We start from the raw sequence: 14,655 nt of genomic DNA, 5'->3' as shown, positions 1-14,655 counted from the left end.
AGCAAAGAAAGCAGCTACTCTTTATGTTCAGTTCGCTGACAAGAGCTACAGCATGGATGAGCTTGTAAAGATTGCTGAAGATGTATGGGTATATGACCTGCGCACCAATATGAATTTAACTTTAGTAGAAAATTCACTATCCGATGAGCATTTGAAGGATTTTATTAAATGTTATTCAGCCGATGACCGCACCCAACGCAAAGAAAGCGAGCGGTTCAAAAAATTTACGTATGACGAACTGATTAAACGTGATAAAACCAACTTGGATATTATTTGGCTAAAAGATGACAGTTTAAAGGAATTAGAGAACCTACCTGAACCGGGTATTTTATTAAAAGGCATTGTCAAAAATTTAAAAGGTTGTTTATCTGATTTAGAAGCGTTGGAAAAAACGTTATGAATATTGATGAAACTCTTGTCTCACAAAATACAGAACGCCTGCGTATTATTTATGAAACTAAAATTAAGGAGTTTCGTAAAAAGATAGAAGTGCTGCATGATAAATTTCATAAGCGAGCGCAAGATCGTATTTTTAAGACGAGATACGAAACAGCATTTGGATTTTTCCTGTCGGAATATGTTTTTAAGCTACCCGTGTGTACATTGGAATCTTCTATTGATAAAGTTTTGTTGAATGTCCGTAGGTTATGTGAAGCATTTATCACAGTAAAGTACATTAATCAACAAAATGCCTTTGAGAAAATGGTGGCTTATTGCGAGCGGGATAGATGGGAGTATCTAGAGGGCTGTTCGGCCCGAACAGAAGCAGACGAAAAACTATTTCCTGAATTGAAAGATATGCCCGATATGAATCAGCCTAATCGGGAAGAACTAGCAAAGCTAAAGCAGAAATATGAGAAAAAACCAGCTAAAATGCCTAGTATGAAAGAAATGGCACAAGCAGTAGGGTTAGAAGATGAGTATAACTATTTCTATAAGTTTACTTCTAAACTCCTACATTTTTGTCCATTTAGTTTGAACGGGGATTCCCCGTTTGAGGCACCTGTTCATAAGATAATATTTTTAATGCGAATAGAGCGTTATCTGGAAAAAATCAAAGAAGAATTAGACATCGTTTATCAAAAAACTAAACTAACAAACTAAAAATTAAATTTCTTGAGTTAAATTTTTGTCTAAAAGATACTTTTATACTTTTTAGGCCTTTTCTTTTGCCTATTTAGCCTTAACCTAACTGGTATATGCCGAGTTTCTGTTTTCCCTAAACAAAAAATCCCCGGCGGGAAGCGGGGATGAATAGGCTAAAATACAATTAAAAATTCCCGCCGAAGGTTCGACGGGAAAATAAATGGGGTGGATGACGAGATTTGAACCCGCGACCTCCGCTTCCACAGAGCGGCGCTCTAACCAGCTGAGCTACATCCACCATAAATTTGTATTTGCCGCCGGTTCGCTCCTAAAAGTAAGCCATTTAGGCGCCGAAAGCGGCTTATGTCTTTTTATTTTATCATTTTGACGCTTTTTCTGGCAAGTTGATTTTATTGTATTCTCAAATCGCCGTTAAATAACAGTATCAGCGCGCCCCGCGCTTTGCAAATGATTGCTTTGCATCCAGACGCGGTTTTAAAAGCCGCCGTAAATGCGTCCGCCAAAGTAAGTTCTCGTAAACTTTACCAGTTTTCTTTATGGATTTTAGCGGCGTCAAAGCGGTTTTCGCGGCCTTTGGCCTCGTCAGCATAGCCGAGCACCACTATTCCTACCGGGATAATATTTTCGGGCAGATTAAACGCTTTGCAAACTCCATTTGTTCTTTCCGCGTTTGGATATACTCCCAGCCAAACGCTTCCAAGGCCCAAATCCGTTGCGCTTAAGAGCATATTTTGTATGGCTGCGGCGCAATCTTGCTGAAAGAAGTCCGTCGCTTCGGTCTTATCCGCGCAGACTATTACGGCGCACGGCGCGGTTTTCAGCATAAGGGAATAAGGATGGGCGGCCATAATCCTGTTTTTGCCTTCTTCGCTTTGTACTGTTATAAAGCGCCAGGGCTGTTTGTTTCTGGCGGTAGGCGCGGCCATAGCCGCCTCTAAAATTTTTGTTAATTTTTCAGCTTCCAAAGCTTTATTTTGATATTTGCGTATGCTTCTTCTGGCAAAAATCGCGTTAAAAAGTTCCATTTTATTTTCTCCTCAGGATTTTTTCTTTAAAGAATTTGGCAAGCCCGCCTTTGGCTGTTTCGCGGTAGTCGCTGTTCATATCTTTGCCGGTCTGCATCATGGTGGCCAAGATATCGTCGTAAGATACGCGGTTGTCGTCGTCCGAGGCTATGGCGTAAGTCGCACAGTCTATTGCGCGGCTGGCGGCCAGGGCGTTGCGTTCTATGCAAGGTATTTGCACCAAGCCGTCCACAGGGTCGCAAGTCAGCCCCAGGTGATGCTCAAGCCCCATTTCGGCGGCGTATTCTATTTGGCGATTATTTCCGCCTTCAAGCTGGCAGGCGGCCGCGGCGGCCATGGCGCAGGCTACGCCGACTTCCCCTTGGCAGCCCACTTCCGCGCCTGATATGGAGGCATTGGCTTTTGCCAAATTGCCTATAAGCCCGGCCGTAGCCAGGGCGCGGGTTATGGGCAGGTCGTCAAGTTCGTAAATTTCTTTTGTGATTCTGAGTACTGCCGGCAGTACTCCGCAGGAGCCGCAGGTCGGCGCGGTAACGACTTTTCCGCCGCTGGCGTTTTCCTCTGAGCAGGCCAAAGCGTAAGAAAATAATTTGTGCATTCTTCTTACGTATCTTGGGGAAGTATCGGAAAGTTTAAAATATCTTCTTGCTTTTCTTTCCAGCTGAAGGCTGCCGGGCAGCACTTCCCACTTGGTTATGCCGGAGTTGATTGTGGCCTGCATTTGGTTCCATATGTCCAGCAGGTAATCCCAAATTTCGGGACCCTCGCATTCTTCTACATATTCCCAAAGGCTCATTTTTCTTTTTCTGCAATAAGCGGTTATTTCCTGCATGGTTTTAAGCGGATAAATTGATTGAGGAACTTTATCAAAATCATTGTCGTCTTTAATATCCCCGCCGCCTACGCTGTAAACCAGCCAGGAATCAAGGATATTGTCTTTTTCGTCTAAAGCTTCAAATTTTAAAGCATTGGGATGCTTAGGCATAAAAACGCTTCCTTCCCATACAATGGAAACCGGTTTGGGTTCCAAGCCGGAAGTTATGGCAAAATCGGTCAAATGTCCTTTGCCGGTAAGAGCGAGGGAACCGTATAAATGCACTCTAAAACTGTGCGCGGAAGGATTTTTGCCGTTAAAAATTTCCGCGGCTTTGCGCGGCCCCATAGTGTGGCTGCTGGAAGGGCCCATTCCAACCTTAAACAAATCTTTTAGTGTCTGCATATAAAAATGTTACTATATATTTAATATTTATGGATATACTTGATATTATATTGCTGACTTTAAGCCTTTCAATAGATAATTTTGCCGTAAGCGCGGCTTCTTCCTGCGGGGGCGGAAAAGCGGGCCTGGCGCAAAGCGCGAAGGCGGCTTTAAGCTTCAGTTTAACTGGACTGCTTTTTTTATCTGCCGGATATTACGGCGGCGGGAAACTCCTTAAATTTATCAGCAGTTGGGATCATATTATCGGCCCTCTTATTTTATTTTACTTGGGCGCAAAAATGATAAAGGGGGCTTTTTCCAAGCGGGATGATAGCCCCGTCTGCCGAAATATGAACAGTTTAAAAGTGCTTTTGGCCCTTGCCGTCGCAACCAACATAGATGTTTTGGCGGCAGGCGTATCAATCGCTGCGCTTGAAGTTAAAATAATGGCTGTGGCTTTGTTTTTGTTTTTGTTCGTAAATTCCGCCGTCTTAATCGGTTTCGGCCTGGGGGCCAAACTGGGCGGGCGTCTGGGTGATAAAACAGAGGCCGCGGGCGGTGCAGTTCTTATTTTGCTTAGTTTAAAGATTTTTTTGGAAGGTTGAGATATTGTTTCAAAAGGGCAATTTATGTAAAATTTTGCTATACATTTGATACAATGAATTATAGGATTCTTTATGGGAATAATATCATTAATAATAATATTGTTATGTATCTCCACCGGTTGTTTTGCGATAGGCGTAACTTCCGGCAGCAAACTGGGCAGCTGTTATAAGTCCTCCGTGGCTTTGAAGACGACTTTCGTTTTCGTCGTTACCAGTCTTTTGGCTTTGTCCTTAAGTTTTATTTTGGGTAAGCTTTTGTATAACAGCGTTTCGCACGTGTCAACGTGGATAGCCTTCGCGTTGTTCTTCTTAATCGGTGTGCGGCTTCTTATGGAATCCATCGAGAAATCCCCCAGCCTCAATTATACCGATATAGTTCAAAGTTCTTATCTTATAAGGGTTGCGGTGCAGGCCAGCGTTGATTCTTTTATGCTTGGCTTTGTGCTTGCGCTTGTGGCGCCCAGGCTGCTTTTGGGCACTTTGTTTTTATCGGCTTTGTTTACCTTTTTGTCCGTAACTTTGGGTCTTTCCCACGGACACAGCTTCACCAAAACCGTTTTGGGCAACAGACTTCAGCTGATTGCCGGCATTATTATGGTAATCATAGCGGTAAGATTTGTGATAATCGCCAACGGTTAATTTTAAACCGCATATTATATTTTAAAAACGCTGCCGCTTTGCAGCGTTTTTTATAGCAAGGAGCAAATTAATTATGGATTATAATCCGCCTGTAAAAAAGATTCTTATAAGCGAAGAGCAAATAAATAAAAGAGTAAAGGAATTGGCCGATAAAATATCTCAGGATTATAAAGGCAAAACACCTATTTTGGCCGGCGTGCTCAGGGGCTCGGTTTTATTCTTTTCGAACTTGGTAAAAAATCTTACGGTGGATTGCAACTTGGATTTTATGTGCTTGACCTCTTATAGCGGCACTTCAAGCAGCGGCAAAGTCCGCTTTATTCTTGACTTGCGGGAAGATATTAAAGACCGCGACGTCATCATAGTGGAAGACATCGTGGATACCGGCATTACGGCGAAATATCTTTTTGATTTGCTTAAAACCAGGAATCCCGCTTCGATAGAAATGTGCGCTTTGCTGGATAAGCCTTCCAACCGCAAAATAGACATCAAACCCAAATACACGGGCTTTGAGATTGAAAACGAATTTGTCATAGGTTACGGCCTTGACTATAATGAACTTTACCGTAACTTACCTTATATAGGAGTATTTGATGAAACAAAGAAATAACAAAAGCCTTCCCGGCGTACCTTACAGACAGATCTTATTGTGGATATTGGCATTTGTATTGGTAGTCAGTATTTATTCCAAAATGGGCCAGAGCCAAGTCGTTAAAGAACTGGATTATTCCGATTTTAAAGCTAAAGTTGCCAGCGGCGATATTTTATCGGTAACCATGTCGCCCGATACCATAACCGGCACTTTTAAAGACGACGGCAAAGAATCAAAATTCCAAACCGTAAAGGTTGAAGACAACGCTTTGGTGCAGGAGTTGGTTGCGGCCAAAGTTCCTTTTAAAGCGCAGGCGGATAAAAGCTGGATATACAGCGTTCTTTTTAATATAGGCATGGTTCTGCTGTTCGTGTTCGCTTGGTGGTTTTTATTCATCAGGCCGCAGAGAAACGACGGCCGCAGCGCGCTTAACTTTGCAAAAAGCAAAGCCAAAATGCAGGATCCTTCAAAACAGGAAGTTACTTTTAAAGACGTAGCCGGCTGTGACGAAGCCAAAGAGGAGATGCAGGATATAATAAAATTCCTCAAAAATCCTAAAAAATTCCAAACTTTGGGCGCGAAACTGCCTAAAGGCGTACTGCTTTACGGCGCGCCCGGTACGGGCAAAACCTTGCTGGCCAAAGCCGTGGCGGGTGAAGCGAAAGTTTCTTTCTTTTCCGCATCCGCATCCGAGTTTGTCGAAATGTTCGTCGGCGTCGGTGCTGCCCGCGTAAGGGATTTGTTCAATAACGCCAAGAATAACGCCCCGGCCATTATTTTTATAGACGAGCTTGACGCCGTCGGCAGACGCCGCTTTGCCGGTATCGGCGGCGGCCATGACGAACGCGAACAAACTTTAAACCAGCTTCTGATCGAGCTTGACGGGTTTGAAAGCAAACAAGGCATTATTCTTATGGGGTCCACCAACAGGCCGGACGTTTTGGATCCGGCTCTTACGCGCCCGGGCCGTTTTGACAGGCACGTCAACGTCCCCGCCCCCGATATGCAGGGCAGGAAGGAAATTTTGGAAGTCCACGCTAAAAAAGTCAAAATGGGCAAGGACGTCAATTTGGAAGTTATAGCCAAGAGCACGCCGGGTTTTGTCGGCGCGGATTTGGCCAATGTCATAAACGAAGCCGCCATTTTGGCCGCGCGCGCTGATAAGCCGGCGGTGGAAACATCAGATATTGAAGAGGCCGTGGAAAGAGTAATGGCCGGCCCTCAGAGAAAGAGCCGCGTAATTTCCGAACGGGAAAAGCGCGTTATAGCCGCGCATGAAGCGGGCCATACCGTTGTCGCCAAACGCTGCAAACACAGCGATCCCGTCCATAAAGTTTCCATTATCCCCAGGGGCCCCGCTTTGGGTTACACCATGCAGCTTCCTCTGGAAGATAAATATTTAACCACCAAGAGCGAAATTTTGGACAGACTCACTATTTTGCTGGGCGGACGCGCCGCGGAAGAAATTTTGTTTGACGAAATTACCACCGGCGCGCATGATGATTTATCCCGCACCACGGCTTACGCCAGAAAAATGGTCGCGGAGCTAGGTATGAGCGACAAACTTGGCCCGATTTCCGTACAGACGGACCAAAACGAAGTGTTTTTGGGGATGGATTTATCCAGACACAAAAACTATTCCGAAGAGCTCGCCAGAGAAATTGATAACGAGGTAAGCCTTTTGGTGAAAGATTCTTACCGCAAAGCCAAAAATATTTTAAACGAGAATAAAGCCGCTTTAGAAAAACTTATCGAACGCCTGCTTGAAAAAGAAGTGGTTGATTCCGACGAAATTGACGAAATACTCGGCATTAAAAAAGAGGCGGATAAAGAGCCTTTAAAAGACGAAAACGCCTCCGACAAAGAAAACTCCGGCGAGGGAAAAACGGAGGCCGTAAATGCCTAAATACTTCGGTACCGACGGCGTAAGGGCCGTGGCGGGGCAGTTTCCGCTGGTGGAAGATTTTATAACCAAGCTCGGTTATTGCGCGCTTAAGGAAATTGAAAAACAGGGCCGCACTTCAAGCAAGGATGTTATTATCGCGGAAGATTCCCGCGCTTCCGGCAAGGAAATCGCCGATTATTTGGCGCGCGGAATAAGAGCCGCGGGTTATAACGCCGTACATATAGGCGTTGCTCCGACTCCGGCGGCTTCTTTCCTTACGCAGAAGCATAACGCCGTATGCGGTATAGTGATATCGGCCAGCCACAACCCGGCGGAGTTTAACGGTATAAAATTTTTCTCCCCTTTGGGATGCAAAATAAATGAGGAACTTGAAGCCGATATAGAAAACGCCATAGAAGCCTGTGCGTTGCTTCCGGCTGAAGTTCCGGGTACGAGTTTTGTTTATAAAAAAGAACTCATAGAAGATTACGTGGATTTCTTAAAATCCACTTTTCCCAAAGATATAGATCTTAAAGGAACAAAAATCGTTTTGGACTGCGCCAACGGCGCTTCTTACCAAATCGCGCCGCGCGTTTTTAAGGAGCTCGGGGCGGATATCACGGCTTTAAACGTCAACCCCGACGGCTTTAACATAAACGATAACTGCGGGGCTTTGCATACGCAGGGTATGCAAGACGCCGCTAAAGAAAATAAAGCTTTTATGGGCTTTTCTTTCGACGGGGACGCCGACAGACTGATAGCCTCGGACGAACTCGGACGGCAGCTTGACGGGGATAATATCATTGCCGCGGCCGCGATTTACCTTAAAAGCAAAAACGCTTTAAAAGGCGGCAAGGCCGTTCTTACCATAATGGCCAATTTGGGCCTTATCAATTTTTTAAAAGCAAACGGCATAGAGCCCGTGCTGACCAAAGTCGGCGATAAATACGTTTTTGAAGCTTTGGATAAAGAGAATCTTTCAATCGGCGGGGAAACTTCCGGCCATGTTATATTCAGGGATATTTCCCAGGCGGGCGACGGTATTTTGTGCGCGCTTCAGCTTTTGGCGATAGTGAAATATTCCGGCAAGCCGGCCTCCCGCGTTAAAGATTTATGGACTAAATATCCTTTAAAACTCGTTCCAGTAAAAGTTACGGAAAAAACGCCTCTTGAACAAATCGACGGCTTTTTGCCTTATGTGGAAGAACTGCAAAAAAACATGGGCGCAAAAGGAAGAATAGTGGTGCGTTATTCCGGCACGGAACCTCTTTTAAGGATACTTGTCGAAGGGGAAGATAAAACCTTGGTCGAAGAAACCGCTTCAAAAGTGGCGGATTGTTATTTGAGCAAAATTAAAGCCGGGGTATAAATTTCGGGAGTTTATATATGAAATTAGAATTAGGCGTAAATATAGACCATATAGCCACTTTAAGGCAAGCTAGAGGCGGAGCGGGCCCCAGCCCGTTGGAGGCCGCTCAGGCCTGCGTTAATTTGGGTGCTGAATATATAGTAATCCATTTAAGAAGGGACAGACGTCATATCCAAGAAAACGATTTGCGTCTGCTTACCAAACATTTAAGAAAGCACGTCCATTTGGAAATGGCCGCCACGCAGGAAATGAGCGATTTGGCGGTGAAATACAAACCGGGCTCCGTATGCATAGTGCCGGAATATCCCGGCGAACTTACGACTTCCGGCGGGCTGAAAATGGACGATAAACACTTGCCCTTAATACAGAAAGTCGTAAAAAGGCTTAAGGCGGAAGGGATAAAAGTAAGCCTTTTCGTTGATCCGAAAGCCAATGATATCCGCGCGGCCAAAAGAATAGGCGCGGACATTGTGGAACTTTGCACCAAAGACTACAGCGAAGCCAAAACGGAAAAACAGCGTCAGGCCATTTTGGAAGAGCTTTCCGTGTCTTCGATACTCGGGCGGGAGCTCGGGCTTGAAGTCCACAGCGGCCACGGGCTTGATTACGACAATGTGGAAGACGTCGCCAATTTAAGCGGAATGCAATGCCTTAATATAGGCTTTTCAATAATATCGCGTGCGGTGTTTGTCGGATTGCCGCAGGCGGTGCTTGAGATGCGTCAAAAAATTTCTTAGGAGATTATTATGTGCGGAATAGTGGGTTACAGCGGCGGAAAAAATTGCGTCGGCATTATAATGGAGGGGCTTAAAAAACTTGAATACCGCGGATATGATTCCGCAGGCATCGCTTTTGAGGAACCGCAGGGTCTTGACGTACTTAAAGCCGTCGGGCGCGTGGAAAACCTTGAAAAGCTTGTAAAAAGCCGTAAGGTTAAATCAAACTGCGCGATAGCCCATACCCGCTGGGCCACGCATGGCAAGCCCTGCGTTTTAAATTCCCACCCGCATACGGACTGTAAAGGCGAAGTCGCCATAGTCCACAACGGCATTATAGAAAACTACGCCGAACTTAAAGCCGTTTTATCTAAAAAAGGGCATAAATTCGCTTCCGAAACCGACAGCGAAATAATCGCCCATTTGATAGAAGAAGAACTTAAAAAACAAAAAGATTTTTTTAAAGCTTTTGTTTTAGCCGTAAAAAAACTTAAAGGCGCTTACGCTTTGGCTGCGGCTTATAAAAACGCCCCGGGCGTAATCTGCGCGGCCAAAAAACAAAGCCCTTTGGTGATAGGCAAAGGCGACGGCGAATATTATTTGGCTTCAGACGTTCCTGCTTTTTTAAATTACACCAACAAAGCCATTTTCTTAGAAGACGGCGACCTTGCGAAAATAACGCCTTCTTCCTGCGAAGTTTTTAATCTTTCCGGCGTAAAGCAGAACCGCAAAGTGAATGTTATTAAATGGAGTCCTTCCGCGGCGCAAAAAGGCGGGTACAAACATTTCATGATAAAAGAAATATTTGATCAGCCCCAGGCCACCAAGGATACCATTTCCACTTTGCCCGCCGATATCAAAAAGGCTTTCGGCATAGCTCCCGCCGCCGCAAAGAAAATAAAAGGGCTTTATATAGTCGCTTGCGGCACGGCTTATCACGCGGCTTTGAGCGCAAAGTACGTTATTGAACATTTCGCCAAGCTTCCCGTGGAAGTGGAAACCGCCTCCGAATTTAAATACAGAAGCATAAACTTCCAGAAGAACTGGCTTTTTATAGCCGTTTCGCAATCGGGCGAAACAGCGGATACTTTAGCCGCTTTAATGAACGCCAAGAAAGCCGGCCTTAAAACTTTAAGCATTTGCAATGTGGTCGGTTCCACTATAACCAGGGCCAGCGATTATACCGTTTATACGCATTGCGGGCCGGAAATAAGCGTAGCCTCCACAAAAGCTTTTACTTCCCAGCTGGCCGTGCTTTACAGCTTCGCTTTGCATATGGCGCGTCAGCACGGCGTTTTGGGCAAAGCCGAATTTGATAAGCTTTATAAAGAATTCCAAACCCTGCCGGAACTTATTTCCCAAACGCTTAAAGATGAGCAATCGGTAAAGAAAATCGCCAAGGAAGTTTATAAAAGCAATTCCTATATATTTTTGGGCAGGAACGCCTCCTTCCCTATTGCGCTTGAAGGCGCGCTTAAACTTAAGGAAATTTCTTATCTTCACGCGGAAGGCTTTGCCGGGGGGGAGATTAAACACGGCCCCATAGCCATTATAGATAAAGATATGCCTGTGGTCGCGCTTGCGCCGAAAGGCTCTTTATACGAAAAGATGATATCTTCCTGCCAGGAAGTTTCCGCGCGCGGTGCAAAGCTTATAATAATTTCCAATACGCCTACCAAGGGCGCGGTTTTGGTGCCTTACAGCAATGAATATCTTTTCCCGATACTTGCGGTGATACCACTTCAGCTTTTGGCTTATTATATTTCTGATTTGCGCGGCCGGGAAATCGACCGTCCCCGCAATTTGGCCAAGAGCGTAACGGTGGAATAGAATGGCGATATGCGGAATCGGCGTGGATATGGAAAAAGTATCCCGCTTCGAGAACGCCTCTCCCGCGCTTTTGCGCCGCATTTTTACCGAGGCAGAGCTTTCCTTTTGTCTAAAAACGCTCAAACCGGCCATGCATTTGGCAGCGCGTTTCTGCGCCAAAGAGGCGGCGTTTAAAGCTTTGCCTTTTAAAGAAATAGCTTTTAAAAACATAGAAGTTTTATCCGCCCCCGGCGCAAAGCCGGAGCTGAAAGTTCACGATAAGCGCGCGGATGGGTTCAGGATTGATTTATCCATTTCCCATACCGACGACGCGGCCGTGGCTTTCGTAGTCGTAAGCGAAAACTAATTATGACGGAAATAAACGAAGCCTTTTTCAAAAAATATTATCCTCGCAGAAGCAAAGATTCCTATAAAAATTTAAACGGGAAAGTTTTTGTCGTCGCCGGCAGCAAAGATATGCCCGGCGCGGCTGTTTTGGCCTCGCGCGCCGCTTACGCCGCCGGAGCGGGATTTGTTACCGTAGCCGGCGTAAGTGATATCCGCCCGGCTCTTATAAACGCCGTGCCGGAAGCTTTAATCTTGGATATAAAATCTTCCGGCGGTTATTTGGGCGCGGAAGCTTTGGCTCAAATAAAGGAGTATCTTAAAAATAATCCGCAGGACGTTATTTTAACAGGCTGCGGCCTTTCAAAAGGGGCTCTTATAACGGAAGAACTTTTAAAATACGCCGCTTTGCCGGCTGTCATAGATGCCGATTCCCTTAATTTTATATCTTCGCGCGGCGCGTCCGTTTTAAAAGATATTCCGTGTATACTTACTCCGCACGTCGGCGAGATGAACAGGCTTGTGGGCGGTATCCCTTTCGACGCGGAAAGCGCGGCTTTGAAAATTTCCGAATTAAGCGGCGGCGTATGCCTTTTAAAGGGCCCGGCTACGCAAATTTGTTTTAACGGAAGTAAAAACATAAATTCCAGCGGCAATGAAGGCCTTGCAAAAGCGGGAAGCGGTGATGTCCTGGCCGGGATAATCGCGGCGGTATGGGCGAAAACGCTCAAAGCCGGCGGTGCGGCAAATCCCCGTGAACGCGGATTTTTGGCCGCAAGCTTGGGCGTATATCTGCACGGGGCCTGCGCAGATTATGCGGCGGAAAAAGTTTCCAAGGAATCAATTACGGCAAGTATGTTGATTGAAACTCTGCCTTACGTTCTTAAAAAACTTTTGGATTAAAAAAATATAAAATATAAATATGATAATACTTTTAATAGTTTTGGTTGTAATATTGATAATTCTTCTGGCGGTGTTTATCGCGTATAAGGAAAGCGATAAAATAATTTTACGCCATACAAAGCGTTCTCAGGTAACGACTTTTCCCGATCAGTTTCATCTGCCTTTTGAGAACGTAATATTTAAAAACGCCGATGGTATAACTCTTAAAGGCTGGTTTATCCCGGCGGAAGAAGAAAGTTCCAAAACGATAGTTTTTATGCACGGCTGGGGGCTGAACAAAGGCAATGTCTTCCACAGCACGTATTTTTTGAGAAAGAAATATAATCTGTTCTATTTCGATTTCCGCGGTTCGGGCGAAAGCGGGGAAGGCCTTTCAACTATAGGATATGTGGAAACGAGGGACGCTTCCGCCGCGATAGAAAAGCTCCTTCAAACCCGCCCGGAAAAATGTAAAGAAATAGGGCTTTACGGCCTTTCAATGGGCGCCGCCGTCGCCATTTACGAGGGCGCGCATAACGCCGCTGTAAAGTGCGTAGTCGCGGAAGCCTGTTATTATTCTTATGAAAAGGTCGTAGCGCGCTGGGCCAGAGTGCATAAACACGTGCCTTATTTCCCGTTGGTGGCTTTGGCTTTGTATTTTGCCAAAAAGCGCTTGGGTATAGATCCAGAAGATTTCAGCCCCAAACATAATATTGAAAAGCTTGCCGGCAAACCCGTGTTTATAATAAACGGGGCGGACGACAGCCTTTCGCCCAGGCATGACGCAAGGAAACTTTATCACGCCGCTAAAGAGCCCAAACAAATTTGGATTGTTCCCAACGCCACTCATACGGAAGTCCCCATGGTGGCCGGGCAGCAATACAAAAACAGGCTCGGCGAGTTTTTTGACAAATATCTGTAACTTGTTTTTATTTTAGGACATAAAGAAGCCCGGGTTTTTTACCCCCGGGCTTCTTTTTTGTTTTGTTAAAGTTTGATTTATAAATAAGCGGTCCCTTTAAAAGCCGTATGAACCGGCCCGCTCATAAGCACGTCTCCGGCTTTATTTATTTCTATAACCAAAGTGCCGCCGTCCATAACAATTTCGGCTTTTTTCTTTGCAAGGCCGCGCCTGAAAGCCGCCACCAGCACCGCACAGGCCCCGCTGCCGCAGGCGGAAGTTATTCCCGCGCCGCGCTCCCATACGCGCATACGTATTATGGATGGGCTCATTATTTGGGCAAACTCAACGTTTGTCCTTTCCGGGAACAGCGGATGCCATTCCACGTCCGGCCCGGTTTGGGCCAAATTGATTTTTTTTATGTCCTTTACAAAAAATACGCAATGCGGATTGCCCATAGATACTGCGCAAGGCGCGTCAAACCCGGGCAGAACCTGCGGAAGGAACAATGTATCCACTTTGTGACTTAAAGGGATTTCGTCCCAGTTTAAAAGGGCCGGCCCCATATTAACCGTTATCATGCGGCCCGCGCAAGCTTTTAAAATTTTGCCGCCGGGGGCTTCTATCGTACATTCTTTTACGTCGTTTCTATTAAAAAACCAATCCGCGACGCATCTGGCGCCGTTGCCGCACGCACCGGCTTTGCTTCCGTCGGAATTATAAATCACCATTTGCACGTCGGCGTGTTTTGACGGTTTCAAAATAAAAAGCTGATCAAAGCCGATACCGGTTTTGCGCTCGCCCAGTTTTTGTATTTCCTTGGCGGAAAGCTTGATGTCGCTGTTTTCGGGTTCGATAATAAAAAAGTCATTGCCGAGCCCGTCCATTTTTATAAAAGGAATTTCCTTCATAATTTCAGTTTTTTTATCCTCTCAACGGCTTTTAACGTGTTCTCTCTGGAGCCGAACGACGTAAGCCTAAAATAACCTTCCCCGCAATCGCCGAAGCCGCTGCCCGGCGTTCCCACTACATTGGCCCTGCTAAGCAAGATGTCAAAAAAATCAAAAGATTTTAATCCTTCAGGCAATTTAAGCCAGATATAAGGAGCGTTCTCCCCGCCGTAAGCGGTAAGGCCGGCGGCGTTTAATCCCTCTTTTATAATGCGGGCGTTTTCCATATAATAGGAAATAAGCTCTTTAACTTCCGCTTTGCCTTCCGGGCTGAAAACAGCCTCCGCCGCACGCTGGACTATATACGGCACCCCGTTGAATTTAGTAGTATGCCGTCTGCGCCACAAATCGTTTATGCGAACTTCCCTGCCCGCGCCTTTGCCCTTTAAAGCCAAAGGCACAACCATATAAGCGCATCTAAACCCCGTAAAGCCAGCCGTCCTGCTGAATGAACGTATTTCTATCGCCACTTCTTTGGCGCCTTCCACTTCGTAAATTGAACGCGGCAAATCAGCCTCTTGTATATACTCCTTATAGGCGGAGTCAAAAATTATCACCGATCCGTTCTTTTTGGCGTAATCCACCCACTCTTTTAATTGGGCTTTAGTCATTACCGCGCCGGTGGGATTGTT

The 14,655-nt window shown here is 45.7% G+C and carries 15 protein-coding genes, 1 tRNA gene and 1 pseudogene; 12 read left to right on the top strand and 5 right to left on the bottom strand.

Annotation, left to right across the window (positions count from 1 at the left end):
• Both ACQY26_RS07155 and ACQY26_RS07150 read left to right on the top strand, forming a co-directional pair.
• Positions 1 to 400: pseudogene (locus tag ACQY26_RS07155) on the top strand (SAM-dependent DNA methyltransferase); the annotation flags it as partial.
• Positions 397 to 1,104: a DUF5677 domain-containing protein gene (locus ACQY26_RS07150; protein ID WP_428048479.1), complete on the top strand. Its 708-nt coding sequence runs from the start codon at positions 397 to 399 to the stop codon at positions 1,102 to 1,104. The pseudogene ACQY26_RS07155 and the gene ACQY26_RS07150, both read left to right, overlap by 4 nt.
• A gap of 203 nt (positions 1,105 to 1,307) precedes the next feature.
• Here the strand turns inward: ACQY26_RS07150 and ACQY26_RS07145 are convergent.
• The 3 genes from ACQY26_RS07145 to ACQY26_RS07135 form a co-directional block, all read right to left on the bottom strand.
• Positions 1,308 to 1,384, bottom strand: a tRNA-His gene (locus ACQY26_RS07145).
• A gap of 244 nt (positions 1,385 to 1,628) precedes the next feature.
• The gene (locus tag ACQY26_RS07140; RefSeq protein WP_428048477.1) at positions 1,629 to 2,132 is read right to left on the bottom strand and encodes a nitroreductase family protein; all 504 of its coding nucleotides are present in this window, start codon (positions 2,130 to 2,132) and stop codon (positions 1,629 to 1,631) included.
• A 1-nt stretch (position 2,133) separates the two neighbouring features.
• Positions 2,134 to 3,351, bottom strand: a complete 1,218-nt coding sequence (locus ACQY26_RS07135; protein WP_428048475.1) for an L-serine ammonia-lyase — start codon at positions 3,349 to 3,351, stop codon at positions 2,134 to 2,136.
• A 29-nt stretch (positions 3,352 to 3,380) separates the two neighbouring features.
• On the opposite strand from ACQY26_RS07135, the gene ACQY26_RS07130 reads away from it, so the two are divergent.
• The 10 genes from ACQY26_RS07130 to ACQY26_RS07085 all read left to right on the top strand — a co-directional run bounded on the left by ACQY26_RS07130 (position 3,381) and on the right by ACQY26_RS07085 (position 13,094).
• Complete coding sequence (locus ACQY26_RS07130; RefSeq protein ID WP_428048473.1) at positions 3,381 to 3,935, top strand: manganese efflux pump MntP family protein; 555 nt, start codon at positions 3,381 to 3,383, stop codon at positions 3,933 to 3,935.
• 72 nt (positions 3,936 to 4,007) lie between these two features.
• Positions 4,008 to 4,574 carry a manganese efflux pump MntP family protein gene (locus ACQY26_RS07125; RefSeq protein WP_428048471.1) on the top strand — a complete coding sequence of 189 codons (567 nt, stop codon included), beginning with the start codon at positions 4,008 to 4,010 and terminating at the stop codon, positions 4,572 to 4,574.
• Between the two features lie 73 nt (positions 4,575 to 4,647).
• Complete coding sequence (gene hpt / locus ACQY26_RS07120; RefSeq protein ID WP_428048469.1) at positions 4,648 to 5,184, top strand: hypoxanthine phosphoribosyltransferase; 537 nt, start codon at positions 4,648 to 4,650, stop codon at positions 5,182 to 5,184.
• A complete protein-coding gene (gene ftsH, locus ACQY26_RS07115; RefSeq protein ID WP_428048467.1) occupies positions 5,168 to 7,072 on the top strand; it encodes an ATP-dependent zinc metalloprotease FtsH in 1,905 nt (634 codons plus the stop codon). The genes hpt and ftsH overlap by 17 nt, the downstream gene beginning before the upstream one ends.
• The gene (gene glmM, locus ACQY26_RS07110; protein ID WP_428048465.1) at positions 7,065 to 8,420 is read left to right on the top strand and encodes a phosphoglucosamine mutase; all 1,356 of its coding nucleotides are present in this window, start codon (positions 7,065 to 7,067) and stop codon (positions 8,418 to 8,420) included. The genes ftsH and glmM overlap by 8 nt, the downstream gene beginning before the upstream one ends.
• A gap of 17 nt (positions 8,421 to 8,437) precedes the next feature.
• Complete coding sequence (locus tag ACQY26_RS07105; RefSeq protein ID WP_428048463.1) at positions 8,438 to 9,157, top strand: pyridoxine 5'-phosphate synthase; 720 nt, start codon at positions 8,438 to 8,440, stop codon at positions 9,155 to 9,157.
• A gap of 9 nt (positions 9,158 to 9,166) precedes the next feature.
• Positions 9,167 to 10,966 (top strand): glutamine--fructose-6-phosphate transaminase (isomerizing), encoded by a 1,800-nt coding sequence (gene glmS, locus ACQY26_RS07100; protein WP_428048461.1) that lies wholly within the window; start codon positions 9,167 to 9,169, stop codon positions 10,964 to 10,966.
• A 1-nt stretch (position 10,967) separates the two neighbouring features.
• On the top strand, positions 10,968 to 11,312 hold the full coding sequence (locus ACQY26_RS07095) for a holo-ACP synthase (RefSeq protein WP_428048459.1): 345 nt from the start codon (positions 10,968 to 10,970) through the stop codon (positions 11,310 to 11,312).
• Between the two features lie 2 nt (positions 11,313 to 11,314).
• Positions 11,315 to 12,193, top strand: a complete 879-nt coding sequence (locus tag ACQY26_RS07090) for an NAD(P)H-hydrate dehydratase (protein ID WP_428048457.1) — start codon at positions 11,315 to 11,317, stop codon at positions 12,191 to 12,193.
• A 19-nt stretch (positions 12,194 to 12,212) separates the two neighbouring features.
• Positions 12,213 to 13,094, top strand: a complete 882-nt coding sequence (locus tag ACQY26_RS07085; protein WP_428048455.1) for an alpha/beta hydrolase — start codon at positions 12,213 to 12,215, stop codon at positions 13,092 to 13,094.
• 77 nt (positions 13,095 to 13,171) lie between these two features.
• Here the strand turns inward: ACQY26_RS07085 and dapF are convergent, their stop codons facing one another.
• Together dapF and ACQY26_RS07075 are read right to left on the bottom strand one after the other, a co-directional pair.
• Positions 13,172 to 13,984, bottom strand: a complete 813-nt coding sequence (gene dapF / locus ACQY26_RS07080) for a diaminopimelate epimerase (protein WP_428048453.1) — start codon at positions 13,982 to 13,984, stop codon at positions 13,172 to 13,174.
• Positions 13,981 to 14,655: aminotransferase class I/II-fold pyridoxal phosphate-dependent enzyme (locus ACQY26_RS07075; RefSeq protein ID WP_428048451.1), on the bottom strand; the 675-nt coding region annotated here is incomplete at its 5' end. The genes ACQY26_RS07075 and dapF, both read right to left, overlap by 4 nt.

It is taken from the genome of Candidatus Proelusimicrobium excrementi (assembly GCF_937881865.1).
Classification (GTDB): Bacteria; Elusimicrobiota; Elusimicrobia; order Elusimicrobiales; family Elusimicrobiaceae; genus Proelusimicrobium; species Proelusimicrobium excrementi.
This window is presented reverse-complemented; position numbering and strand designations above follow the sequence as displayed.

Bases quoted from the DNA above. Each gene is read 5' to 3' on its own strand.
- ACQY26_RS07150 (WP_428048479.1), top strand. From the start codon at position 397: ATGAATATTGATGAAACTCTTGTCTCACAAAATACAGAACGCCTGCGT.
- ACQY26_RS07140 (WP_428048477.1), bottom strand. From the start codon at position 2,132: ATGGAACTTTTTAACGCGATTTTTGCCAGAAGAAGCATACGCAAATAT.
- ACQY26_RS07135 (WP_428048475.1), bottom strand. From the start codon at position 3,351: ATGCAGACACTAAAAGATTTGTTTAAGGTTGGAATGGGCCCTTCCAGC.
- ACQY26_RS07130 (WP_428048473.1), top strand. From the start codon at position 3,381: ATGGATATACTTGATATTATATTGCTGACTTTAAGCCTTTCAATAGAT.
- ACQY26_RS07125 (WP_428048471.1), top strand. From the start codon at position 4,008: ATGGGAATAATATCATTAATAATAATATTGTTATGTATCTCCACCGGT.
- hpt (WP_428048469.1), top strand. From the start codon at position 4,648: ATGGATTATAATCCGCCTGTAAAAAAGATTCTTATAAGCGAAGAGCAA.
- ftsH (WP_428048467.1), top strand. From the start codon at position 5,168: ATGAAACAAAGAAATAACAAAAGCCTTCCCGGCGTACCTTACAGACAG.
- glmM (WP_428048465.1), top strand. From the start codon at position 7,065: ATGCCTAAATACTTCGGTACCGACGGCGTAAGGGCCGTGGCGGGGCAG.
- ACQY26_RS07105 (WP_428048463.1), top strand. From the start codon at position 8,438: ATGAAATTAGAATTAGGCGTAAATATAGACCATATAGCCACTTTAAGG.
- glmS (WP_428048461.1), top strand. From the start codon at position 9,167: ATGTGCGGAATAGTGGGTTACAGCGGCGGAAAAAATTGCGTCGGCATT.
- ACQY26_RS07095 (WP_428048459.1), top strand. From the start codon at position 10,968: ATGGCGATATGCGGAATCGGCGTGGATATGGAAAAAGTATCCCGCTTC.
- ACQY26_RS07090 (WP_428048457.1), top strand. From the start codon at position 11,315: ATGACGGAAATAAACGAAGCCTTTTTCAAAAAATATTATCCTCGCAGA.
- ACQY26_RS07085 (WP_428048455.1), top strand. From the start codon at position 12,213: ATGATAATACTTTTAATAGTTTTGGTTGTAATATTGATAATTCTTCTG.
- dapF (WP_428048453.1), bottom strand. From the start codon at position 13,984: ATGAAGGAAATTCCTTTTATAAAAATGGACGGGCTCGGCAATGACTTT.